This window comes from Azospirillum rugosum, assembly GCF_017876155.1.
Taxonomy (GTDB): domain Bacteria; phylum Pseudomonadota; class Alphaproteobacteria; order Azospirillales; family Azospirillaceae; genus Azospirillum; species Azospirillum rugosum.
The window spans coordinates 24,735-46,431 of record NZ_JAGINP010000023.1; the positions used below are offsets into that span (position 1 = coordinate 24,735).

Genomic DNA, 21,697 nt, shown 5'->3' on the forward strand with positions numbered 1-21,697 from the left:
TAAAGTTACGAGAACGCGCAACACTGTTGCGCCGGACGCAACGACCCCGTCATTCGGCTTGTCCGGGGCGGGAGCGGCCGATGGACAGGCTCAGCAGAATCACCGGCAGGATGCCCACGGCGACGATGGCCAGCGCGCCGGTCGCGGCCTCGGTCAGCCGCTCGTCGGACGCCAGCGTGTAGACGCGCACCGCCAGCGTGTCGAAGTTGAAGGGCCGCACGATCATGGTCGCCGGCAGCTCCTTCATCACGTCCACGAAGACCAGCAGGCCGGCGGTCAGCAGGCTGCCCCACATGATCGGCGCGTGCACCCGGACCAGCGTGCGCCCCGCCGTGTGGCCCAACACGCGGGAGGCGAAGTCCATGGTCGGGCGGATCTTGCCCAGGCTCGCCTCGATGGTGTTGAAGGACACCGCCAGGAAGCGGACCAGATAGGCGTAGAGCACCGCCACGATGGTCCCGCTGAGCAGCAGGCCCGACGAAACTCCGATGGTTTGGCGCAGGAAGGCGTCGACGGCGTTGTCCAATTGGGCGAAGGGGATCAGCACGCCGACCGCGATGACCGATCCGGGAATGGCGTAGCCCATGGCCGCGACGCGCACCGCCGCCTTCAGCACCGGCGTCGGGCGCAGCCGCTGCCCATAGGCGAGCACGAGCGCCAGCGCCACGGCCAGCACCGCCGCCAGGGCCGCCAGCGTGAAGCTGTTGCGCGCCAGCGCCAGGAACATCGGCCCGAACGCCTCGTCCCCCGCGGTCAGCGCCATGCGCACCAGCAGCCCGGCGGGCAGGAGAAAGCCAAGGAACAGCGGCAGCCCGCAGGCGGCCAGCGCCGCGGCGGCGCGCCAGCCCGTCAGTTCGTGCTTCGGCAGGCGGCGGTAGCGGGTCGTGGTGTGGTGGTAGCGCGCCTGTCGGCGCGACCAGCGCTCCATGACCAGCAGGACCAGCACGAACAGCATGAGGACGGAGGCGAGCTGCGCCGCCGCCACCGGCTGGCCCATGGCGAACCAGGTCCGGTAGATGCCGGTGACGAAGGTGTTGACCGCGAAATACTGCACGGTGCCGAAATCGGCCAGCACCTCCATCAGCACCAGCGCCAGCCCCGCCACGATGCCCGGCCGCGCCAGCGGCAGCGCCACGGTGAAGAAGCTGCGCCAGGGACCCCGGCCCAGCGTGCGGCTGACCTCCAGCACGCAGACCGACTGCTCCAGGAAGGCGGCGCGCGACAGCAGGTAGACGTAGGGATAGAGCACCAGCGCCATCATCGCCGCCGCCCCTTCCACCGTGCGGATGTCCGGGAACCAGTAGTCCCGGCGCGTCCAGCCGAAGGCCTCGCGCAGCGCCGTCTGCACCGGCCCGACGAACTGCAGCAGGTCGGTGTAGACGTAGGCCATCACGTAGGCCGGCACCGCCATGGGCAGCAGCAGCGCCCATTCCAGCATCCGGCTGCCGGGAAAGCGGCACATGGTGACCAGCCAGGCCGTGCCCACCCCGATCACCAGTGTGCCGATCCCCACCCCCAGCACCAGCCGCAGGGTGTTCAGCAGATACTCCGCCAGCACCGTGTCCACGAGGTGCTGCCACACCCCGTCGGTCGGCACGAGGATGCGGCTGCCCACCGCCAGCACCGGCAGAGCGACCAGCGCCGCGATCAGCAGGGTCGCCAGCGTCCAGCCGCTGAAACGGACGCGGCGCCGGACGAAGGAGGATTCGGCGCGGGATTGCGGCTTGTCGAGGATGTCGGTGGTCAACGCGAGGCACGCCCATGGGAATGGAGGTGCCCCATCGTCTCACAGGCTGAGAATAACTCGCAATGACAAGGTGACGCAGTTCAGCCCCCCTCTCCCGCCGGGGGCGGGAGAGGGCTTGCCCGCCTCACTTCGTGCCGAACATGCGGTCGCCGGCGTCGCCCAGGCCGGGGACGATGTAGGCGTTTTCGTCCAGGTGGCTGTCCAGCGCGGCGGTGAAGACCTTCACGCGCGGGTGGGCGGCGGCGAAGACGCGCATGCCCTCCGGGGCGGCGACCAGGGCCATGAAGCGGATGTTCTCGTCGTCCACGCCGTGGCGGTTCAGCACGTCGCAGGCGTGCACGGCGGAATTGCCGGTCGCCAGCATCGGGTCGACGACGATGAACATGCGACCTTCGGCCGCCTCCGGCAGCTTCACCAGATACTCGTGCGGCATCTTGGTGTCGTGGTCGCGGTAGAGGCCGATGTGCCCCTCGCGCGCGGACGGCACCAGCTCGTGCAGGCCCTGGGCCATGCCGAGGCCGGCGCGCAGCACCGGCACGATCGCCAGCTTCTTGCCGGCGATCACCGGCGCGTCCATGGGCTGGAGCGGCGTGTCGATGCGCTCGGTCGTCAGCGGCAGGTCGCGGGTGATCTCATAGCCCATCAGCAGCGAGATCTCGCGCAGCAGCGTGCGGAAGCCGCCGGTCGACCGCTCCTTGGCCCGCATCAGCGTCAGCTTGTGCTGGATCAGCGGGTGGTCGAGGATGAAGAGGTTCGGAAATTCGGGAATGGTGCGCATTGGGTTCCGTGCCGCGGCCTGGATTGTCCACGATCCTAACCCGTCCGCCCCCGTCCGGCCAAGCCGCCCTTAAGCGGATCATCAATGCCTATCGGCGGAAGGCACCACCAGGGGCGCCTCAGCGGCGGCCCGGCGCTCCCGCGGACAGCGCCGCTTCGGGCTTGTCCACCCCGTGGCGGATGACGCGGTTGCGGCCGGAGTTCTTGGCCTGGTACAGCGCGCGGTCGGCGCAGACCACCAGCTCGTCCAGCGACAGCTCCTGCTCCGCCTCCACCAGCCCGAAGGAGGCGGTGACCGCGACGACTCGGCCGTCGGGCAGGGTCACCGGCGATTTCATCAGGTCGATGCGCAGCCGCTCGATGACCTGGTAGCCCTCCGCGAGGTTGCTCTCCTTCAGGCAGATCAGGAACTCCTCCCCGCCCATGCGGAAGGCCTCGTCGAAGCTGCGGATGCCGCGGCTGACGGCCGCCGCGGTGGCGGCCAGCACCCGGTCGCCGACGTCGTGCCCGTAGGTGTCGTTGATGCCCTTGAACTTGTCGATGTCGCAGATGGCGATGCAGAAGGCCTGGCCGGTGCGGCGGAAGCGGTTCTGCTCGCGCTCCAGCGCCTCCTGCATGCCGCGGCGGGTGCGCAGGCCGGTCAGGAGGTCCAGCCCGCTGGCCGCGGCGCCGAAGGCGCGCTCCACCCGGCGGACCTGGAGCACGAACTCCTCGAAGCGGCCCATCACCGCCTCGTATTCCGATTCGGTCGGGCGTTCCCCGTCGGCCGCCTTCAGCAGGACCAGCTTGGCGTGGCGGTGCATCTGCTCGTGCAGCGTGGCGAGCTTGCGCACCGCCGGCTGGTGGACGAGGTCGTCCTTGCTGGCCACCGCGCACCAGGCCGCGAAGGAGGCCGGGGCGGAGGCGCGCTGCCCCCCTTCCCCGTCGCGGAAGAAGGCCGCGCGGTGCCACTGCCCGATCCAGCGCAGGTGCTCGTCGAGCACGATGCCCAAACTCTCGGCCGGGGTGCGCGTGTCGGTCGAGTCGCTCATGGCGCCTACGGGTCTTCCCGGAACGTTGAACCAACCGCCGCCACAGCCCGCCGGATGCGAACGGCCGCTCTCTTTATCGCACACGCGGGGCGCGTTCATGCGATCAAGTTAAGGCCGGGCATTTGAGGCAAAGGGTCACACACCCACCGGAAAGCTACAGACCGGCGCCCTTCTACAGGCCGGCAACCGTGTCGAGGAAGGCGCGGACCAGCGCCGGGTCCTTGTGGCCCGGCCGGTCCTCAACGCCGGAGGAGACGTCGAGCGCCTCGGCCCCGGTCGTCGCCACCGCCTCCGCCACGTTGTCGGCCTTCAGCCCGCCCGACAGCATCCAGGGGCGCGGCCAGCGGCGCCCGGCCAGCAGCGTCCAGTCGAAGGCGATGCCGTTGCCGCCCGGCAGGGCCGTCACCTTGGCCGGCGGCTTGGCGTCGAACAGCAGCCGGTCGGCGACCTCCGCCACCTCCAGCGCGTGGGCCAGATCCTCCGGCCCGCCGACCTTGATCGCCTTCATCACGGGGATGCTGAAGGCGGCCTTCACCTCGGCGATGCGGCGCGGAGTCTCCTTGCCGTGCAGCTGGATCAGGTCGAAGGGGACCTGGCTGACCACATGCTCCAGGAAATCGTCGTCGGGATCGACGAACAGCCCGACCGTGCGCACGCCCGTCGGCACCAGCCGCGCCAGCTCCGCCGCCATGGCGGGGGAGACGTAGCGCGGGCTCGCCGGGTAGAAGACGAAGCCGACGTAGCGCGCCCCGCCCGACACGGCGGCGTGCAGCGACTGGGGCTCGCTGAGGCCGCAAATCTTCACGCTGACGGTCATGCGCCGGCTCCTTCCTCGATCTCCGCAACAATGCGGCGGGCGGCGGCGGCCGGGTCGGCGTCGCCGGTGATGGGGCGGCCGATGACCAGATGGTCGGCGCCGGCGGCCAGGGCCTCGGCCGGGGTCATGATGCGCTTCTGGTCGTTTGCGGCGGCCCAGGCGGGGCGGATGCCCGGCACCATCAGGATGAAGTCGGGCCCGCAGGCGGCGCGCACCAGCGCGACCTCCGCCGGGGAGCAGACGACGCCGTCCACGCCGGAGTCCTTGGCGAGCCTGGCGAGCCGCGTCACCTGCTCCGCCACCGGGGTGCGCTGGCCGACCGACTCCAGGTCGCCGGCGTCCAGGCTGGTCAGCACGGTGACGGCGAGGATCTTCGGACGCTCCGCCCCGGCGCTCGCCGCGGCCTCGGCCGCCGCGCGCATCATGGCGGGACCGCCGGCGCTGTGGATGGTCATGAAGGCGGGCTTCAGCGGCAGCGCCGCGCGAATGCCGCCGGCCACGGTGTTGGGAATGTCGTGGAGCTTCAGGTCGAGGAACAGCGGCGGCCCCTTGGAATCGCCATTGGCTTCACCGATCACCGCGCGGATGCCGGCGGGCCCATGCGCCACGAAGAACTCCAGCCCCAGCTTGATGCCACCGACGACTCCGCTGATCCGCCGGCCGAGGTCGCGGGCGGTGTCGAGGTCGGTCGTATCGACGGCGCAGAAAATGCGCGAGGCCGGCGTGGTCATGATGGGCGTCTCTCCAAACCCGGTCAGATGGTCGTTGCGGCGCAGCCTAACAAGGGCGGGCCGGGATAACCAGACTTCCGGGGATGGAGTGTCACAGCGGTGGGGGATTCACCACTAAGACACAAAGGACACAAAGAATTTCACAAAGGGGTCTCGGCGGCCCGCGCGCTGTCGGGATGCCGGACGTTCTTTGTGACGTTCTTTGTGTCCTTTGTGTCTTAGTGGTAAAATATCCCATCAAAACAGAGACTTACCCCTCACCCCAACCCCTCTCCCACAAGGGGAGAGGGGCTTTGAGGGTGCGGGTTTACACCTTGCGCGCCGGATCGCGGTCGAGGTCGCGGTCCAGGTCGGGATCGATCGGGCGGTCGCTCGACATGCGATCGCGGTCCAGCGGACGGTCGCCGCCGGAACGGTTGTCGTCGATCTCGACCTCGGTGCGGCGGACCGTGTCGGAGACGGTCTGGGCGCGCTCCTCGGCTTCCTTGCGGATCACGACTTCCTCGCGGACGCGCGTGGCCTTTTCGACCACCGCTTCCTCGTCGGTCTCCGTCACCTCGATGGTGCGCTCGCGGAAAGCCTCCGGCGGGACCTCGCCGACGGCGCGGTCGACCGGGCGGCGTTCCACGGTCACGGTCTCGTCGCGCAGGCGGACCTGCTCCTCGACCGGGGTTTCGATGACGTAGCTGCGCACGCGGACGGAGCCGCGTTCCACGGTGCGCTTGCCGACGTTGATCTGCTCCTCGACGACCGGGATGTGCTCTTCCTGGCCGGTGCCGACGGCGCGCCGCGCGCCCATCCCAGTGTCGAGGTCGGCGTCGCTGCGGGTGGTGTCGGTCTCGACGATGCGGTCGGTCGTGGACCGGTCGGTCGTCGTGCCGGTGGTGTTGACGTCGCGCAGCGAGGCCGCCGCGGCGCCGAGGCCGGTGCCGTAGCGCGTGCGCTCCTCGGTGGCCTGGGTCTCGTCATAGTCGTGAGTCGTCGCGTCGTAGCCGGTCCAGCCCGATTCGCGGTAGGTCTGGCCGCGCTGGCTGATGTCCACCGGCCCATGCTGCTCGACGATGTTCAGGGCCTCGTCGCAGCGCGTGTCATCGACGCGGCCGACCAGCAGCACGCCGCCGCGGCGCACGCCCTCGGCGAACACCTCCGCGTCGTCGCGGGTGACGCCCATGCGGGTCAGCATCGACACGCGTTTGTCGCGAGCGTTGAAGTTCGGGTCCTGGCCGAAGTCGGCGGCGTGGCGCCAGCTTTCCAGCCGGCCGTCCTCACCCGCCATCGCGGTGCTGCGGGTGCCGAGCGTGGCGCTGTCCGCGCCCATCATCGTGAAATCCTGGCGCAGATTGGCGGCCTGGAGATCGCCAAGCACGCGTTCGGCGCTGGACAGGTCATCATACAGCGCGACGATGGTCTTCCTGTTCATGAACCTACTCCTGTGGAGGCGTTTCGAGTGTTTCGGGATTTTTGGATTGGATATGTGCTGTTTCCGGCGCGGGCAGGCGCTCGACGCTGGCTTCTTCGGAGCGCAACGTTTCGGTGACGCGCTCGGTGCGCCGGGTCGTCCGCTTGCGGATGTGCAATTCTTCCCGAAGGACGAGGCGCTTGGTCACCACCAGCTCCTCCTCCACCACGGGGATGATCAGCACGTCGCCCTCATGGCGCGGTTCCGGAGCAACCTCGACCGGACGGCCGACCGGCACGCGGACGACCTCGACCGAGTCGCTGTCCAGTTCCTGTTCGACGGTTTCCTCGCGTTCGCGGACCTCCGTCGTGATGCGGACGCGGCCGCGTTCGACCGCGCGTTTCCCGACCGAAAGGACCTCGTCGTAGAGGGGAATCGTCTGCTCGTGCTCGGAAGGTGGCCGTTCCGTCGACATGGCCGCCGCCCTTGCGGTCAGAAGAGGAAATAAAGCGCCACGAGGATCAGCAGCACCACCAGTGCAATGATCCACCAATTCATATGGCCGGCCGTGCTGCCCGTCGTCGTTCGGGTGCCGTCCGTGTCGTAGACGCCCACTTTCCGAGGATCGTCGGCCATGGTGGGTTTACTCCCTGTTGAGATGAAGGCGTTTCGATCCTCCCAACAGGGGCGCGGCGACAGCGTTCCGTGCGACGGTTCAATAGCCCCCTGCCCAATGGGGGAGCGTTCGTCTACCCTCTTCGGGATTGTCGACGGCGGCGGCCAGCGCCTCGCCCAGCGCCGGCGCGAATTTGAAGCCGTGGCCGGAACAGGGGCTCATCAGCCAGGCGCGCTGTGACAATGACTCAATGACGAAGCGTTCGTCCGCCGTGACCGTGTAGAAGCAGGTCGCCGCGTTGGCGAGGCTGTAGCGGTGCCCGTCCGCCAGCACCCGGCGGGCGCGGTCGAGCACGTCGCGCGCCTCCTCCGGGTCGGGATCGCGGTCGGCGTCCGGGTCGCCGCTGCGCGAGAAGCGGTGGTCGCCCGCCTTCATCGTCGTGCCGGCCACGGGCGGGACGACGTAGACTCCGCTGTCCGAATCGGCGTCGATCAGCATCGGCGCGTTGGCCCAGACGCCGCGCAGGCCCTCCGGCGGCGTCAGGTAGGCGACGACCTGCCGCGATGGGACGAGGCGCCCCGCCGTCTCCGGCAGCAGCTTGGTCACCCAGGCCCCGGCCGCGACGACCAGGACGTCGGCCCCGATCACCCGGCGGTCGGCCAGGGTCACCGACGCGCGCTCCGCGTCGATGGCGGTCACCGGGTTGCGGGCGTGAACGGTAACGCCCAGCGCGTTCAGATGGTGGCTCAGCAGCTCCACGATGCGGCCGGCCAGCAGCACGCCGCCCGACGTCATGTGGAGCCCCTCCGCCACCGCCGAGGCGTCGACCAGCGGAAACTCCGCGGCGATCTGCGCACGCGTCAGGCGGCGGAAGGGGTGACCGAGCGCCTCCAGCACCGCCGCACTGTCCGCCAGCCAGCGCCGCCCGTCCTCCGCCGAGGCGGTGCAGAGCGTGCCGCTGGGCACCAGCAGCCGCTCGCCCAGATCGGTCCACAGCCGCTCCCAGGCCTGGAAGGCCGTGTCGGCCATGCGGGCGTAGCCGGTCTGGTTGCCGTAGGCGTGGCGGAACAGCCGGTGCTGGTCGACGGAGCTGCCGAAGGGGTTCGGCACCTGGCCCTGGTCGAAGACCGAGACCGTATGACCGCGGCGGGCCAGCGCCCAGGCGGTGCACAGCCCCATGATGCCGGCGCCGACGACGGTGATGCGAAGAGACATGAGGAGAAGACCTTAGCGAATCGTATCGTTGTGGAGCACCATCTCCACCGCCAGCTGGGCGGCGCAGAGGTCTTCCAGAGCGGTTCCGACCGATTTGAACAGCGTGATCTGGTCGTAGAAGCGGCGACCGGCGCGCTGGCCGCGCGTCAGGTCGTAGAGGTCGCCGGCGATGTCGTCCTCGGTCAGGAGGCCGCCCCGCAGCGGCTGGACGATGTCGCCCGCTTCCGCGCAGGCGCCGTCCCGCGTGTCCACGAAGACGCGGGAGCGGCGGATGCAGTCGTCGTCGGCCTCCCGCATCTCCGGCGTGACGCCGCCGACGAGGTCGAGGTGCGCGCCGGGCTGCAGCCAGTCGCCCTTTATCAGCGGTTCCGTCGCCGGCGTGGCGCAGGAGATGACGTGGGCGCCGCGCACGGCCCCCTCCAGGTCGTCGGTGGCCTCGATGCGGAACTTCGGGCGGTGGAAGCGGCTGGCGATCTTCTTCGCCTTGTCGAGGCTGCGGCCCCAGACCAGCACGTGCTTGATCGGCAGCATGGTGGTGTGGGCCTCGATCAGCTCCGGCGCCAGCGCGCCGGTGCCGACCACCAGAAGCCGCGACGAATCGGGTTGCGCGAGGTAGGAGGCGGCGAGCGCGGAGGCCGCCGCGGTGCGCCGGCGGGTCAGGGCGTTGCCGTCCAGGATCGCCTGCGGGATGCCGGTCTTGCCGTCCATCAGCAGGTAGGCGCTCTGCACCGCCGGCAGGTCCTTGGCGCCATTGTCGGGGAAGACGGTGACGATCTTGACGCCGATCGCCTGGTTGACCTGCCAAGCGGGCGTCAGCAGCAGCGTGGCGTCGGTTTGGCCGTAGGTCTCGATCCGGTGCTGATGCCGCGGCGGCGTCTCGACACCGGCCCGGAAGGTCTGCCGCATGCGCTCGATCAGCATGCGGAAGTGAAGCACGGACTTCAGTTCGGCACCGGTGACGCTGCGCATCGGATCGGCCCCCGCAATGGGTTAGAGCCGTCCCTCCCCCGTCAGGGAGAGGGGGACGTCGGAACGGTCAATGCACCGTGGGCGCCGTCACGGCCTGGCTGGTCGGGGCGGGCAGGCCGGCGCCGGAGACCGGGCGGTTCTGCTCGGCCAGACGCTTCTCCGCCGCGGCGGCGCGGGCCTGGGTTTCCTTCAGCTCGCGCTCCAGATAGGACACGCGGTCGCTGGAGCGGCGGGCGCGGCGGCGGTGCCGGCGCTGGGCGTTCCAGGCGACGATCCCGCCGGCCAGGAAGCCGACGGCCAGCGCCACCAGCGTGGCGAGGTAGACCGGCGCGTCCAGCGTGAAGGGCAGCGGCCACAGGGACAGCGTCACGACGCCACGGTTGGAGATGGCGAACAGCACCGCGGCGACCGCGATGGGAACGGTGATGATCAGGGCGATGAAGCGCACGGGTTCGATCCTCGTGTCGGAAGTCGGGGGACGGTGCCGGGGGTGAGCGGAGTCGCGCGTCCCGGGTGTCACTCGTCGGTGTTTAGGCGTTCGCGCAGCTGCTTGCCAGTCTTGAAGAAGGGAATCGCCTTCTCGCCGACCTCCACGGCCTCACCGGTGCGCGGGTTCCGGCCGGTGCGCGCGTCGCGGCGCTTGACGGAAAAGGCCCCGAACCCGCGCAGTTCCACACGGTCGCCGCGGGCGAGCGCCTCGGAGATTTCGTCGAAGATGGTGCCGACGATTTTTTCGATGTCGCGCTGGTAGAGGTGCGGATTTCGTTCCGCGAGCCGTTGGATCAGCTCTGATTTGGTCATGGCGGTCCGTTTCCCCCGGGGTTCGAACGCGTTGAATCGCGCCTGCTGGCCGTGGGCAAGCGTGCCACCGGGTCCCCGGACCGTCAAGCTAAGCCTTTCTGCCGGAACCTTTTTCCCGGCAAGGCTCGGGCTGGTGCACCCGTGTGCGATTTAGGGCCGGATTGATGATAATCCGCCTTACGGATCGCTTCGTCGATCCCCATGTCCATGGATCAAGAAACCGTGGCCCGCGTCCGGGTTTCGAGACTTGGAGGTTCGGATATGGATCACGCGCATCGCCCCTCGCCCGTTCAGCCTTCCCCCCTGTCCACCGTTCCCGCCACTGCTCCCGCGGACCCGCTCGCCGGGTTGCCCTACGCAGACCGGGTGCGGACGGTTACACCCACCCAGGTTCTCGGCTGGCTGAGGGCCGGCTGGGCCGACCTGCGGACCGCCGGCTGGGTCAGCCTCGCCTACGGCGCCCTGTTCGTGGCGGCCGGCTTTGCCCTGACCGGCGGGCTGGCGATGGCCGGGATGCCTTATCTGATCGCGCCGATGATCGGCGGTTTCCTGCTGATCGCGCCGCTGCTGGCGCTCGGCCTCTACCGGATTTCCAAGGACGTGGAGGACGGCCACCGGCCGGGACTGTGGCGCGCCCTGACGGCGTGGCGGGCGAACCCCTACCACATCCTGACGGCCGGGCTGATCCTGATGCTGTACGTGATGATCTGGGCGCGGGCCAACGTGGTGGCCTTCGCGCTATTCTTCCCGCACGAGGCCATCGCGCTCGACCATTTCGTGGCGCAGATGTTCAGCCTGGACGGGCTGGTCTTCACGGCCTTCGTCACCGCGTTGGGCTTCGCCTTCGCCGCCTTCGCCTTCATCACCAACGTGACCGCGCTGCCGATGATGCTCGACCGCCCGGTGGACGTCTTCGCCGCCGCCTTCGCGTCGGCCATGGCGGTGCTGCGCAACCCGCGGGTCATGGCGCTGTGGGCCGGCCTGATCGTGGCGGTGACCGGCATCGGCCTGCTGACCGCGTTCCTGGGATTGATCGTCGCCCTGCCCCTGATCGGCCACGCGAGCTGGCACGCCTACCGGGACCTGATCAAGAACGACGCCTGAGCTTCTCCAACCACGAAAAAAGCCGCCGCGGTTGCCCGCGGCGGCTTTTTCTTACCGTAGGTGCAGGAGATCGTGCCCCCTCCCCGACCCTCCCCCGCTTACGCCAGGGAGGGGGAGAAGAGTGCCTTACTCCTCGCCGGTCTGCTGCTTGCGCTTCAGAGCCGCACCCAGGATGTCGCCCAGCGAGGCGCCCGAGTCGCTTGACCCGTACTCCGCCATCGCCTGCTTCTCCTCCTCCATCTCGCGGGCCTTGATGGACAGCGAGATGCGGCGGGAGCCGCGGTCGATCTGGGTGACCTTCGCGTCGACCTTCTCGCCAACGGCGAAGCGGTCGGGGCGCTGCTCCGAACGGTCGCGGGACAGGTCCGACTTGCGGATGAAGCCGGTGTAGCCCTCGCCGACCGACACCTCGATGCCACCCTCGGTGACCTGGGTGACGGTGCAGGTGACGACGTCGTTCTTCTTCAGGCCGGCCGTGGCAGCCTCGAACGGATCGTTCGCGAGCTGCTTGATGCCGAGAGAGATGCGCTCCTTCTCGACGTCGACGTCCAGGACCTTGACCTTGACGCGGTCGCCCTTCTTGTACTCGGCGATGGCCTCCTCACCCGACTTGTTCCAGTCGAGGTCGGACATGTGGACCATGCCGTCGATGTCGCCCGGCAGACCGACGAACAGACCGAACTCGGTGATGTTCTTGACCTCGCCTTCCAGCTCCGTGCCCGGGCCGAACTTGTCGAGGAAGGTCTCCCACGGGTTGTCCAGGCACTGCTTCAGGCCGAGGCTGATGCGGCGCTTCTGCGGATCGACGTCCAGGACCATGACCTCGACTTCCTGCGAAGTCGACACGATCTTGCCCGGATGGACGTTCTTCTTCGTCCAGGACATCTCCGAGACGTGCACCAGGCCCTCGATCCCCGGCTCCAGCTCCACGAAGGCGCCGTAGTCGGTGATGTTGGTGACGCGGCCCTTGAACTTGGCGCCCACCGGGTACTTGGCTTCCACGCCCTCCCACGGATCGGCCTCAAGCTGCTTCATGCCGAGGCTGATGCGCTGGGTCTCCGGGTTGAAGCGGATGACCTGGACCGTGACGGTCTGGCCGATCTGCAGGGCCTCGGACGGGTGGTTGATGCGGCGCCACGCGATGTCGGTGACGTGCAGCAGGCCGTCGACGCCACCCAGATCCACAAACGCGCCGTAGTCGGTGATGTTCTTGACCACACCCTGCAGAACCTGGCCTTCCTTGAGGTTGGCCACCAGCTCCGAACGGGCCTCGGCGCGCGACTCTTCGAGCACGGCGCGACGCGACACGACGATGTTGCCGCGCGAGCGGTCCATCTTCAGGATCTGGAACGGCTGCGGGGTGCCCAGCAGCGGGGAGATGTCGCGGACCGGACGGATGTCCACCTGCGAGCCCGGCAGGAACGCCACGGCGCCCGACAGGTCAACGGTGAAGCCGCCCTTGACGCGGCCGAAGATGACGCCGGTGACGCGGGTCTGGTCCTGGAAGGACTTCTCCAGCAGCGCCCAGGCCTCTTCACGCTTGGCCTTCTCACGCGACAGAACGGCTTCGCCGTTCTTGTCTTCCATACGCTCCAGGTACACCTCGACGGTGTCGCCCGCCTTCAGCTCGGGCGGCTGGCCGGCAACGGCGAATTCCTTCAGCGCGACGCGGCCTTCCGACTTCAGGCCGACATCGATGGTAACCATGTCGTTCTCGACGGAGACGACGCGCCCCTTGACGACCGAGCCCTCCAGGGACTCCGCCGTACCGAGCGACTCCTCGAGAAGCGCCGCGAAGCTTTCCTTCTCGCCGGTCCGGGCCATAGCTTGTGCCATTGAAACTCCTAAGGTTGGCCGAAAGCGTTCCCGCCCCGGCCCGGCCCCGCGGCAAAACGGGGTGGGCCCTGATGGGACCGCCGCGCCGGGCACCACGCCCGGCGACTTGGTTGACATGTTTTCCGTGGAGGACCGAGAGCCCGGACCGTGCCGCTCACGCCCTGGGGCCGAGACCGGTCTTGGATCCGATGTGGTCGATCGCCGCGTCGAACGCCTGATCGGCGCTCAGGGCGGAGGTATCAAGCACAAATGCGTCGGCAGCCGGCCGGAGCGGTGCTACCGTCCTCTGGCTGTCGCGCGCGTCACGAGCCTTCATGTCCTCCAGGACGTCGGAGGGTATAGCCGGAATCCCACGTTCCCGCAACTCTTTGAGTCGCCGCTCGGCCCGGACCTCCACCGAAGCGGTAACGAACAGCTTGGCGTCGGCGCTGGGGCATACGACGGTCCCGATATCCCGCCCGTCGAGCACGGAGCCCGGCGCGCCGCCCGGCGGCCGTTCGGCGAAGCGGCGCTGGAAGTCCAGCAGGGCCGCCCGCACCTCCGGCACCGCCGCGACCTTGGAGGCGGCCTGCGCCGCCTCGTCGGTGCGGAGATCGGGGTCGGCCAGGATGCCGTCCTCCGGATGCAGGTCGCGCGCGGCGCGCGCGGCGGCGGCAGCGTCCGCCGGGTCACCGCCGGCCCGCAGCACGCTGATCCCGACCGCGCGGTAGAGCGCGCCGGTGTCCAGATGCGCGAAGCCGAAGGCCTTCGCCACGCGCTTGGCCAGCGTGCCCTTGCCCGATGCGGCGGGGCCGTCGATGGCGATCACCAGACCCATCACGATCAGATCCCTTTAATGTTCGCGCCCAACCCGTTCATCAAACCGACGAAATCTGGGAAGCTCGTGTCGATGAAGGCGCCGTCGTCCACGTGAATTGGGTCGGCCGACGCCATTCCCAACACCAGGAAGCTCATGGCGATGCGGTGGTCCATGGCGGTGGCGACGGTGGCGCCGCCCTGCGGCGGCTTGCCGGTGCCATGCACGGTCAGGCTGTCGTCGGCCCCGACCTCCACCTTCACGCCGCACTTGGTCAGGCCATCCGCGACCATGGCGAGGCGGTCGCTCTCCTTCACGCGCAGTTCCTTCAGGCCGAGCATGACGGTGGTCCCTTCCGCACAGGCGGCGGCGGCGGCCAGCACCGGGTATTCGTCGATCATGCTGGGCGCGCGGTCGGCCGGCACCACGATGCCCTTCAACGAACTGTGCTTCACGCGCAGATCGGCAACCGGCTCGCCCGCCTGGTCGCGGCGGTTCTCGAAGGCGATGTCCGCGCCCATCTCCACCAGAGTGTCGTAGAGGCCGGTGCGGCGCGGGTTCATGCCCACACCCGGCAGGAAGACCTCCGAGCCCGGGCGCAGCAGAGCGGCCACCGCCGGGAAGGCGGCGGAGCTGGGGTCGGCGGGCACGAAGATCTCGCGCCCTGTCAGCTCCGGCTGGCCGACGACGGAGACGGCGAGCGCGCCGTCCTCCAGCCGCTCGGTCGTCACGGTCGCGCCGAAATGACGCAGCATCAGTTCGGTGTGGTCGCGGGTCGGCTCCGCCTCGATCACCGTGGTGGTGCCGGCGGTGTTCAGGCCGCAGAGGATGATCGCCGACTTCACCTGGGCGGACGCCACCGGCAACCGATAGGTGATCGGAACGGTCTGGTCGCTGCCCACGACGGTCAGCGGCAGCCGCCCGCCGGACCGGCCGACGAAGCGCGCGCCCATCTGCTCCAGCGGGTTCGTCACGCGGGCCATGGGGCGCTTGTTCAGCGAGGCGTCGCCGGTGAAAACGCAGGTGATGGGGTGCGAGGCGACCAGGCCGATCAGCAGGCGCGCGGCCGTGCCGCTGTTGCCCATGTCGAGCACCTGCGCCGGCTCCGCCAGCCCGCCCAGCCCCACGCCGCGCACGCGCCAGACGCCGTCGGCCCCGCGCTCGGCCTGTGCGCCCAGCAGGCGCATGGCCGCGGCGGTGTGCAGAACGTCCTCGCCCTCCAGCAGGCCGTGGATGACGGTTTCGCCCACCGCGACGGCCCCCAGCATCAGCGACCGGTGCGAGATCGACTTGTCGCCCGGCACCCGGACGGTGCCGGCCAGCGCGCCGGTGGAGGACGAGCGCAGCGGCTTCGCCTGCATCATGGGAGGGCTCCCCGAAACGGAATGGACGATCCAAATGGATTCGGCCGGAATGGATTCGGCCGGAGTACCTATCACAGAGGTGACAGCGATGCGAGGGGGCGCACCCCGAAAACACACCCCGGCGCCTAAGCGAAAGCGGACCCCTCGAACTTTTTTTTGACAAGCGCCCGCGGGCGTGGCAAAGGGCGCGGCTTGATATTCCCGTAGTGGACATTCTCTAGGAACGTGACGGAGGACGAGGCGTGGCCAAACCCGAATGGGGCGTCAAGCGCATCTGCCCGAGCTGTGGCGCGCGCTATTACGATCTGCGCAAGGACCCGCCGGTGTGCCCGAGCTGCGGGGCGCAGTTCGATCCCGAGGCGTTGCTGAAGTCCCGCAAGGCGCGCCCGGCGCCGGTCGACGACGTCAAGAAGGCCCCGGTGGTCGCCGAGGACGACGAGGTCGAGACGGAGACCGAGGACGAGGAGGCCGCCGATCTCGACGAGGTCGAGGACGACGTCTCCGTCGAGGACATCGAGGAAAGCGAGGATGCCGCCGAGGACGAGGACGACGTCCTGATCGAGGACACCTCCGAGCTGGGCGAAGACGACATGGACGAGGTCGTCGACGTCGAGGGCGAGGACGAGGAAGAGCGCTAAATCGCGCGCTTTTGGCGGGGCGGAAAAAGTTAGGACGGGGTCGAATTTTTCGCTTGCATCGGCCCCCCGTCCTGACCAATATCCCGCTCCACCAACGCCGGCCGCAAGGCCGGCTGACGGTAAAAGCGCCGGCCGCAAGGCCAGCGTCCCAGAGTTTCGGGGCCATAGCTCAGCTGGGAGAGCGCTACAATGGCATTGTAGAGGTCAGGAGTTCGATCCTCCTTGGCTCCACCAAATCCGAAGGGCCTGCGCTGCACAGCGCGGGCCCTTCGTCGTTTCAGGTGACCGAGCCTCAATCTTCTCAACGAGGGACGCCCCGATGGACGACCTTTCCGCCGACACCACGCTCGCCGCGCTGAACGCCTGGGACCCTCTGGCGATGGGCCGGCTGGCGCAGATTCACCCCGTCTTCAACCCCGGCGTCGGCGTGCCGGACAGCGCCAGCCTGGGCGACCTCGCCAAGGCCACCGGGCTGCCTGTGGACCTGCTGCTGGCCACGGCGCGCGGCGCCATCCACGTCACCGCCCCGGCCGGCGGCTGCGGCTGCGGCGGCGGGTGCGGCACGTCCCCCACCCACCACTGACGCTCGCCCCCTCCCCTTCGCCACCCCGCGCCACCACTTTCCTGACGGCGGGGACCAAACAGACACGGCAAGGGGGAGGGTGACATGAGTGGACCGGCAACGCCGGAAGGCTGGCTGGAGACCGTGGTCGTTCCGCGGACCAGCGACATCGGCGGATTCGAGGTGCGGCGCGCCCTGCCCTCCGTCCGCAAGCGAATGGTCGGGCCCTTCGTCTTCCTCGACCAGATGGGGCCGGCCGTGCTGAAGGCCGGGCACGGCATCGACGTGCGTCCACACCCGCACATCGGGCTGGCCACCGTCACCTACCTGTTCGACGGCGAGATCCTGCACCGCGACAGCCTGGGCACCGTCCTGCCGATCCGGCCGGGCGAGGTGAACTGGATGACCGCCGGGCGCGGCATCGCCCATTCCGAACGTTCCGCCGCCGACGAGCGCGGGCGCGACCGCCTGCTGTCCGGTATCCAGTCCTGGGTCGCCCTGCCGCACACCCATGAGGAGACGGACCCCGGCTTCGTCCACCTCAGCGCCGACGAGCTGCCGGTGGTCGAGGGCGAAGGCAAGCGCCTGCGCGTCGTCGCCGGCGAGGCGTACGGCGTACGCGCGCCCACGCCGCTGCTCTGGGACACGCTGTACGTCGATGCGGTGCTGAAGGCGGGCGCCCGCCTGCCCGTCGATTGCGTGACCGAGGAGCGCGCGCTCTACATCGCGGACGGGACCGTAACGATCTTCGGCGACCGGTTCGAGGCCGGCCGCCTGCTGGTGCTCCGCCCCGGCGAGCCCGCGACCGTGGAGGCGGAGACCGACGCCCGGCTGATCCTGCTGGGCGGTGCTGTGATGGACGGACCGCGCCACATCTGGTGGAACTTCGTCTCCAGCTCCCAAGACCGCATCGAGCAGGCCAAGGCCGACTGGAAGGCCGGCAAGTTCGACACGGTGCCGGGCGAGACGGAGTTCATTCCGCTGCCGGAAAAATAGTCTTCGGGGACGCGTGGTCGCGTTGGGCCCCCACCCTAACCCTCCCCCATCTTCGACGGGGGAGGGGACTGCCGCCGCGCGTCCCTGAAAGCCCTCCCCCGCGAAGTGGGGGAGGGTTGGGTGGGGGCCCAACGCGACCACCCCCACACAATCACCCCACCATAAACCCCAAGCCGTGCAGCCGATCCCTCACCCCCTCGTCCTCCAGTGCAGCCAGAAAGCGCTGCACCGCCGGCCGGTCGCGGCGGTCCTTGGGGATGATAAAGTCGTAGTGTTCCTCCTGCAACGGCAGGAAGCCCAGGCCATAGAGCGTCGCCACGCTTTCGATCGCCACGCCCCAGTCGGCGCGGCCCTGGGCGACGGCCACGGCGACGGCGTTGTGCGACTTCGCCTGCGACCAGTAGCCTGTGGGGCGGGCGTCACCCAGCAGCCGGTCGGTCAGGATGCGCGTGCCGCTGCCGGCGTTGCGGTTGACCAGGATGCAGTCCGGGTCGCGGGCTGCGGCCAGCCCCGCTGCTTCCGCCGTTTTGCCTTCGAAACGACCATCGCCCTTGCGGAAGACGATGCCCTGGAGACGGCGGTAGCCGGAAACCAGGTCGAGCGCAGGTGTCAGGAAAGGCCAGTTGTACTCCCCGGTCTTCGGGTCCATCAGGTGGATGGCGGCCACGTCGCATTCCCCGCGCCGGGCGGCGGCGAGGCCGCCCATGGAGCCGACGTTCAACGCCTTCACCCCCAGCCCTTCCCCAATGAGCCGGCCGAGGAGAACGTCCAGCCCGACGCAATGGCTGCCGATCACGATCAGGTCGGCGGGGGCGGTGTCGCGGCCGATGCGCTGCACCGACACGGGCGTTCCGGCCTCCAGCGCTTCTGCCTGCGCGTCGATGGCGATGAAGCCGTCGGCGGCGCTGAAGGCGGTGACGGCGCCGGAGCCCTTGGACAGCGGGTAGGCGGCCAGCCCCCGCGCGCCCTGCACCAGGGACACCATCACATATTCGGTTCGGCCCCGTTCCGATCCCAACCGCATGGGCATCGTTGCGGACACGGCCTCCTTCGCGGCGGGCGGCAGCCCGGCCAGCGCGCGGAGCACCGGCGCCACGAACTCGTGGAAGGTGAACATGGCGGAGGTCGGGAAGCCCGGCAGGATGACCACCGGCTTTCCCTTCGTTACGGCCAGGCACAGAGGCTTGCCGGGCTTCAGCGCCACGCCGTGCGCGACGACGCCGGGGTCGGTCAGGCGGCTGACGACGCGGTAGGACAGGTCGCCCGCCCCCTTGGACGTGCCGCCGGACAGCAACAGCGCGTCGCAGGCCAAGCCCTGCTCGAACAGGAGGGACAGCGTCTCCTCCTCGTCCCGGGCGATACCCAGCCGGACGGGCTCGCAGCCCAGTTCCTCCACCGCGGCGGCCAGGATGGCGCCGTTCGAATCGTAGACGGCGCCGGGGCGGATCGGCTCGCCCGGGGCGACGATCTCGTCGCCGGTGGACAGGATCGCCACGCGCGGGCGGCGCACCACCGGCACCTCCGCCCGGCCGATGGCCGCCAGCACGCCGATCTCGCGGGAGGTCAGCACCTGGCCGCGGTGGTACACCGTTTCGCCGCGCCCGATGTCGGACCCGGCCGCGGCAACGAAGCCGCCGGGCACCACGGGCCGGCACACCTCCACCAGCAGGGCGCCGTCCTCGTCGCGGGCGTCGGTGTGCTCCACCATCACCACGGCGTCGGCGCCGCGGGGGAGCATGCCGCCGGTGGCGATCACCGTAGCGGTGCCGGGCTCCACGGCCAGCGCCGGCACGCGGCCGGCGGACAGCACCTCCTCGTTCAGGCGCAGCACGACCGGCGTGTCCTCGCCCGCCCCTTGCGTGTCGGCGGCGCGCACGGCGAAGCCGTCGACGGAGGAGCGGTCGAAGCCCGGCACGTCCACCGCGGCCACGACGTCCTCCGCCAGCACGCGGCCGAGCGCGGCGCCGAGCGGCACCACCTCCGCCGCCTTCGGCGTCAGGTCGAGATGGCGGCGGAAGCGCGCCTCCGCCTCGTCGCGGCCGACGACCTCCAGAAACTGCTCCTGCCGGGCCGCCTGGGCGACGAATCGCCGGATGTCCCCCCGCCGAATGTCGTCGTTGGACACGCGCCTGCTCCCTAAGATGTCCTCGTCAATCACGCCCTTGTACCGTCAAAACACTGCACGGTCACGGACGACCCGGCGGGAAAGCCCTCGCTTTCCGCGGGAATCAGCACGAAGCCGTCGGCGCGCACCGCGCCGGCAAGGCCGGGCAGCGCCGGGGAGGCCACCGGCTCCACCGCGCCGTCGGCGGTGAAGCGGACGCGGTAGAGGTCGACGCAGCCGATCTCCGACACCAGCTTGCGGGTGGTCGGGGCCTCTATCCTGCGGTGGGGCAGCGCCGGGTCGTGGCCGGCCGAACGGCGCACGGCGCGGCCGGCCAGCAGCTCGTAGGCGGCGAATCCGGCCATCGGCTCGCCGGGCAGCAGCAGCGCCGGCATGCCGGCGGCGAGCCCGATCCCCGCCGAATCGCCGGGCCGCATGGCCACGCCATGGGCGACCAGCGTTCCGGCGTCGGCCAGCGCCAGGGGCGCCACGTCGTCCTCACCCACGCCGCTGCGCCCGGCCAGGAGGAGAAGGTCGGCGCCGGGGGCGGCCAAGGCGGCGGCCAGCGCGCCCCGGTCGGCGGGCAGCGGCCCCACCAACTCCGCAACGCCGCCGTCGCGCGCGACCAGCGCGGCGAGCATCGCGCCCAGCGCTTCCGGGCCCGAGCGCGGCCCGCCGACGAGCAGGATGCGCACCCGCGGGCGCGCCGCCACGGGCACCTCCCCCACCCCCAGCGCAGCGAGCAGGCCGAGGTCCTGCGGGCGCAGGACCCGCCCGGCCTCCAGCAGGACGGCACCGGCGCGCAGGCCGTCGCCGCGCCGCTCCACCCCCTCGCCGGGGGCGACGGAGCCCAGCGCCTCTTTGAGGCCGGCGTCCATCTGCACGGCTTCCACCGGCAGCACGGCGTCGGTGCCGGCCGGCAGAGGGTCGCCGGCCGAAACGGCCACCGCGTTCAGCAGCGGAACGGGGTTGTAGGAGCCGGCGCCCAGCGTGTCGGCCGAGGCCACGGCCACCCCGTCGCGCGCGGCCCGGTCGGCGGGCGGCCAGTCACCGGGCGCCACCAACGCGGCGGTCAGGACGCGCCCGGCCGCCTCCGCGAGCGGGACCGACTCAGGCGCCGGCGGGGCCGACCGCGCGTCGATCCAGCGCTGCACGTCACCCAGGGCGGCGCGCGACGGGAATCCGCGCCCACGGACGTCGACCGGTGGCGGGAAGGGACCGCGTTCGTTCGTCATGCCCGGCACTCCCCGCCCTTACGCCGGCCATCCTTACGCCGGCACATCGACGCCGCCGCTGCACACGCGGTTGCGGCCCGACCGCTTGGCCTCGTAGAGCAGCCGGTCGGCGAGCTGGGCCAGGCTGTCCGGCGACGAGTCCGTCTGGGGCAGCGCGCTGGCGACGCCGAGGCTGACGGTGACGTGGTCGGCCACCGGCGAGAGGGCGTGCGGCAGGCGCTGGCCGGCCACCGTCTCGCGCAGACGTTCGGCGACGGCGGCCGCGCCCTCCGCGTCGGTTTCCGGCAGCAGGCAGACGAACTCCTCCCCGCCGTAGCGGGCAACCAGATCGCCCGGCCGTTTCACCTGCTCGTCCAGCAGGCCGGCCACCGCGCGCAAGCATTCGTCGCCGGCCTGGTGGCCGTAATGGTCGTTGTAGGCCTTGAAGTGATCGACATCGAGCATGATCAGGGACAGCGGCAGGTGCGAGCGGGCGCAGCGCCGCCATTCGCGCAGCAGCGCTTCGTCGAAGCGGCGGCGGTTGGCGATGCCAGTCAGCCCGTCGATGAAGGACAGGGCGCGCAGCAGGTCGGCCTGCCGCTTCAGCAGCAGGTGGTTGCGCACGCGGGCCTTCACAATGGGCGGGCTGATCGGCTTGGTGATGAAGTCGATGGCCCCGGCCTCCAGCCCCTGGGTTTCGTCCTCCACCTCGCTCTTGGCGGAGATGAAGATGACCGGGATGTCGCGGGTGGTCGGGTCCGCCTTGATGCGCGCACACACCTCGTAGCCGTCCATCCCCGGCATCATGATGTCCAGCAGCACCAGATCCGGCAGGCGGGTCTGAACGAGATCGAGGGCCTTCGCCCCGTCCGTGGCGAAATAGATGTCGTAGTCGCCCTTCAGGATGCGGCTGAGCACATGGACGTTGGACGGGATGTCGTCGACAACCAGGATTTTGGGGCGCGTTTCGATCATGCCGC

Annotated in this window: 22 protein-coding genes and 1 tRNA gene; 5 read left to right on the forward strand and 18 right to left on the reverse strand. The window is 70.0% G+C overall.

The genetic code is table 11. The features are described 5' to 3' along the window. Positions 1 to 49: 49 nt before the first annotated feature. The 12 genes from J2851_RS26750 to ihfB all read right to left on the reverse strand — a co-directional run bounded on the left by J2851_RS26750 (position 50) and on the right by ihfB (position 10,103). Positions 50 to 1,747, reverse strand: a complete 1,698-nt coding sequence (locus J2851_RS26750; protein WP_246500953.1) for an ABC transporter permease — start codon at positions 1,745 to 1,747, stop codon at positions 50 to 52. A 124-nt stretch (positions 1,748 to 1,871) separates the two neighbouring features. Next, entirely contained in the window at positions 1,872 to 2,525 is a 654-nt protein-coding gene (upp, locus tag J2851_RS26755) for a uracil phosphoribosyltransferase (protein WP_209770142.1), read from the reverse strand. A gap of 118 nt (positions 2,526 to 2,643) precedes the next feature. Beyond that, positions 2,644 to 3,555, reverse strand: a complete 912-nt coding sequence (locus tag J2851_RS26760) for a diguanylate cyclase (RefSeq protein WP_209770143.1) — start codon at positions 3,553 to 3,555, stop codon at positions 2,644 to 2,646. 172 nt (positions 3,556 to 3,727) lie between these two features. After that, on the reverse strand, positions 3,728 to 4,372 hold the full coding sequence (locus J2851_RS26765; protein WP_209770144.1) for a phosphoribosylanthranilate isomerase: 645 nt from the start codon (positions 4,370 to 4,372) through the stop codon (positions 3,728 to 3,730). Continuing rightward, entirely contained in the window at positions 4,369 to 5,103 is a 735-nt protein-coding gene (pyrF, locus tag J2851_RS26770; RefSeq protein WP_209770145.1) for an orotidine-5'-phosphate decarboxylase, read from the reverse strand. The genes J2851_RS26765 and pyrF overlap by 4 nt, the downstream gene beginning before the upstream one ends. 307 nt (positions 5,104 to 5,410) lie before the next feature. Then, positions 5,411 to 6,523, reverse strand: a complete 1,113-nt coding sequence (locus J2851_RS26775; RefSeq protein ID WP_209770146.1) for a YsnF/AvaK domain-containing protein — start codon at positions 6,521 to 6,523, stop codon at positions 5,411 to 5,413. Positions 6,524 to 6,527: 4 nt separating this feature from the next. Then, on the reverse strand, positions 6,528 to 6,977 hold the full coding sequence (locus J2851_RS26780) for a DUF2382 domain-containing protein (protein WP_209770147.1): 450 nt from the start codon (positions 6,975 to 6,977) through the stop codon (positions 6,528 to 6,530). A 17-nt stretch (positions 6,978 to 6,994) separates the two neighbouring features. After that, the gene (locus J2851_RS26785) at positions 6,995 to 7,138 is read right to left on the reverse strand and encodes a hypothetical protein (RefSeq protein WP_209770149.1); all 144 of its coding nucleotides are present in this window, start codon (positions 7,136 to 7,138) and stop codon (positions 6,995 to 6,997) included. Positions 7,139 to 7,217: 79 nt separating this feature from the next. Continuing rightward, complete coding sequence (locus J2851_RS26790) at positions 7,218 to 8,333, reverse strand: NAD(P)/FAD-dependent oxidoreductase (RefSeq protein WP_209770151.1); 1,116 nt, start codon at positions 8,331 to 8,333, stop codon at positions 7,218 to 7,220. A 12-nt stretch (positions 8,334 to 8,345) separates the two neighbouring features. Then, positions 8,346 to 9,302 carry a bifunctional Delta(1)-pyrroline-2-carboxylate/Delta(1)-piperideine-2-carboxylate reductase gene (gene lhpI, locus J2851_RS26795; RefSeq protein ID WP_209770152.1) on the reverse strand — a complete coding sequence of 319 codons (957 nt, stop codon included), beginning with the start codon at positions 9,300 to 9,302 and terminating at the stop codon, positions 8,346 to 8,348. 67 nt (positions 9,303 to 9,369) lie between these two features. Beyond that, positions 9,370 to 9,750, reverse strand: coding sequence for a lipopolysaccharide assembly protein LapA domain-containing protein (locus J2851_RS26800; protein WP_209770153.1), 381 nt, complete (start codon positions 9,748 to 9,750; stop codon positions 9,370 to 9,372). 68 nt (positions 9,751 to 9,818) lie between these two features. Then, the gene (gene ihfB / locus J2851_RS26805; RefSeq protein ID WP_014239239.1) at positions 9,819 to 10,103 is read right to left on the reverse strand and encodes an integration host factor subunit beta; all 285 of its coding nucleotides are present in this window, start codon (positions 10,101 to 10,103) and stop codon (positions 9,819 to 9,821) included. 261 nt (positions 10,104 to 10,364) lie between these two features. Here ihfB and J2851_RS26810 point away from each other — a divergent pair, with 261 nt between their 5' ends. Continuing rightward, positions 10,365 to 11,207, forward strand: coding sequence for a DUF2189 domain-containing protein (locus J2851_RS26810; protein WP_246500954.1), 843 nt, complete (start codon positions 10,365 to 10,367; stop codon positions 11,205 to 11,207). Between the two features lie 126 nt (positions 11,208 to 11,333). Here J2851_RS26810 and rpsA read toward each other — a convergent pair whose 3' ends face one another. The 3 genes from rpsA to aroA form a co-directional block, all read right to left on the reverse strand. After that, positions 11,334 to 13,043, reverse strand: coding sequence for a 30S ribosomal protein S1 (gene rpsA / locus J2851_RS26815; protein WP_209770154.1), 1,710 nt, complete (start codon positions 13,041 to 13,043; stop codon positions 11,334 to 11,336). A 154-nt stretch (positions 13,044 to 13,197) separates the two neighbouring features. After that, positions 13,198 to 13,854 carry a (d)CMP kinase gene (cmk, locus tag J2851_RS26820; RefSeq protein ID WP_209770300.1) on the reverse strand — a complete coding sequence of 219 codons (657 nt, stop codon included), beginning with the start codon at positions 13,852 to 13,854 and terminating at the stop codon, positions 13,198 to 13,200. 11 nt (positions 13,855 to 13,865) lie between these two features. Then, positions 13,866 to 15,203 (reverse strand): 3-phosphoshikimate 1-carboxyvinyltransferase, encoded by a 1,338-nt coding sequence (gene aroA, locus J2851_RS26825; RefSeq protein ID WP_209770155.1) that lies wholly within the window; start codon positions 15,201 to 15,203, stop codon positions 13,866 to 13,868. 242 nt (positions 15,204 to 15,445) lie between these two features. Here aroA and J2851_RS26830 point away from each other — a divergent pair, with 242 nt between their 5' ends. The 4 genes from J2851_RS26830 (at position 15,446) to J2851_RS26845 (ending at position 17,399) form a co-directional block, all read left to right on the forward strand. Continuing rightward, a complete protein-coding gene (locus J2851_RS26830; RefSeq protein WP_209770156.1) occupies positions 15,446 to 15,841 on the forward strand; it encodes a TIGR02300 family protein in 396 nt (131 codons plus the stop codon). Positions 15,842 to 15,999: 158 nt separating this feature from the next. After that, positions 16,000 to 16,075, forward strand: a tRNA-Ala gene (locus tag J2851_RS26835). 85 nt (positions 16,076 to 16,160) lie between these two features. Then, positions 16,161 to 16,424 carry a hypothetical protein gene (locus tag J2851_RS26840; protein WP_209770157.1) on the forward strand — a complete coding sequence of 88 codons (264 nt, stop codon included), beginning with the start codon at positions 16,161 to 16,163 and terminating at the stop codon, positions 16,422 to 16,424. An 84-nt stretch (positions 16,425 to 16,508) separates the two neighbouring features. Then, entirely contained in the window at positions 16,509 to 17,399 is an 891-nt protein-coding gene (locus J2851_RS26845) for a pirin family protein (RefSeq protein ID WP_209770158.1), read from the forward strand. Between the two features lie 151 nt (positions 17,400 to 17,550). Here J2851_RS26845 and J2851_RS26850 read toward each other — a convergent pair whose 3' ends face one another. The 3 genes from J2851_RS26850 to J2851_RS26860 are packed head-to-tail and all read right to left on the reverse strand — an operon-like array spanning position 17,551 to position 21,692. Then, the gene (locus J2851_RS26850) at positions 17,551 to 19,524 is read right to left on the reverse strand and encodes a molybdopterin biosynthesis protein (RefSeq protein WP_307420519.1); all 1,974 of its coding nucleotides are present in this window, start codon (positions 19,522 to 19,524) and stop codon (positions 17,551 to 17,553) included. A 29-nt stretch (positions 19,525 to 19,553) separates the two neighbouring features. Next, positions 19,554 to 20,738, reverse strand: a complete 1,185-nt coding sequence (locus tag J2851_RS26855; protein WP_209770160.1) for a molybdopterin-binding protein — start codon at positions 20,736 to 20,738, stop codon at positions 19,554 to 19,556. 33 nt (positions 20,739 to 20,771) lie between these two features. Then, positions 20,772 to 21,692, reverse strand: coding sequence for a diguanylate cyclase (locus tag J2851_RS26860; RefSeq protein WP_209770162.1), 921 nt, complete (start codon positions 21,690 to 21,692; stop codon positions 20,772 to 20,774). Positions 21,693 to 21,697 lie beyond the last annotated feature (5 nt).

What these genes read in the sequence shown, in the direction of transcription:
- lhpI (WP_209770152.1), bottom strand. Translation starts at nt 9,302, where the DNA reads ATGCGCAGCGTCACCGGTGCCGAACTGAAGTCCGTGCTTCACTTCCGC.
- J2851_RS26785 (WP_209770149.1), bottom strand. Translation starts at nt 7,138, where the DNA reads ATGGCCGACGATCCTCGGAAAGTGGGCGTCTACGACACGGACGGCACC.
- upp (WP_209770142.1), bottom strand. Translation starts at nt 2,525, where the DNA reads ATGCGCACCATTCCCGAATTTCCGAACCTCTTCATCCTCGACCACCCG.
- J2851_RS26780 (WP_209770147.1), bottom strand. Translation starts at nt 6,977, where the DNA reads ATGTCGACGGAACGGCCACCTTCCGAGCACGAGCAGACGATTCCCCTC.
- J2851_RS26840 (WP_209770157.1), top strand. Translation starts at nt 16,161, where the DNA reads ATGGACGACCTTTCCGCCGACACCACGCTCGCCGCGCTGAACGCCTGG.
- J2851_RS26860 (WP_209770162.1), bottom strand. Translation starts at nt 21,692, where the DNA reads ATGATCGAAACGCGCCCCAAAATCCTGGTTGTCGACGACATCCCGTCC.
- J2851_RS26845 (WP_209770158.1), top strand. Translation starts at nt 16,509, where the DNA reads ATGAGTGGACCGGCAACGCCGGAAGGCTGGCTGGAGACCGTGGTCGTT.
- ihfB (WP_014239239.1), bottom strand. Translation starts at nt 10,103, where the DNA reads ATGACCAAATCAGAGCTGATCCAACGGCTCGCGGAACGAAATCCGCAC.
- J2851_RS26855 (WP_209770160.1), bottom strand. Translation starts at nt 20,738, where the DNA reads ATGACGAACGAACGCGGTCCCTTCCCGCCACCGGTCGACGTCCGTGGG.
- pyrF (WP_209770145.1), bottom strand. Translation starts at nt 5,103, where the DNA reads ATGACCACGCCGGCCTCGCGCATTTTCTGCGCCGTCGATACGACCGAC.
- J2851_RS26760 (WP_209770143.1), bottom strand. Translation starts at nt 3,555, where the DNA reads ATGAGCGACTCGACCGACACGCGCACCCCGGCCGAGAGTTTGGGCATC.
- J2851_RS26790 (WP_209770151.1), bottom strand. Translation starts at nt 8,333, where the DNA reads ATGTCTCTTCGCATCACCGTCGTCGGCGCCGGCATCATGGGGCTGTGC.
- J2851_RS26810 (WP_246500954.1), top strand. Translation starts at nt 10,365, where the DNA reads ATGGATCACGCGCATCGCCCCTCGCCCGTTCAGCCTTCCCCCCTGTCC.
- J2851_RS26765 (WP_209770144.1), bottom strand. Translation starts at nt 4,372, where the DNA reads ATGACCGTCAGCGTGAAGATTTGCGGCCTCAGCGAGCCCCAGTCGCTG.
- rpsA (WP_209770154.1), bottom strand. Translation starts at nt 13,043, where the DNA reads ATGGCACAAGCTATGGCCCGGACCGGCGAGAAGGAAAGCTTCGCGGCG.
- aroA (WP_209770155.1), bottom strand. Translation starts at nt 15,203, where the DNA reads ATGATGCAGGCGAAGCCGCTGCGCTCGTCCTCCACCGGCGCGCTGGCC.
- J2851_RS26775 (WP_209770146.1), bottom strand. Translation starts at nt 6,523, where the DNA reads ATGAACAGGAAGACCATCGTCGCGCTGTATGATGACCTGTCCAGCGCC.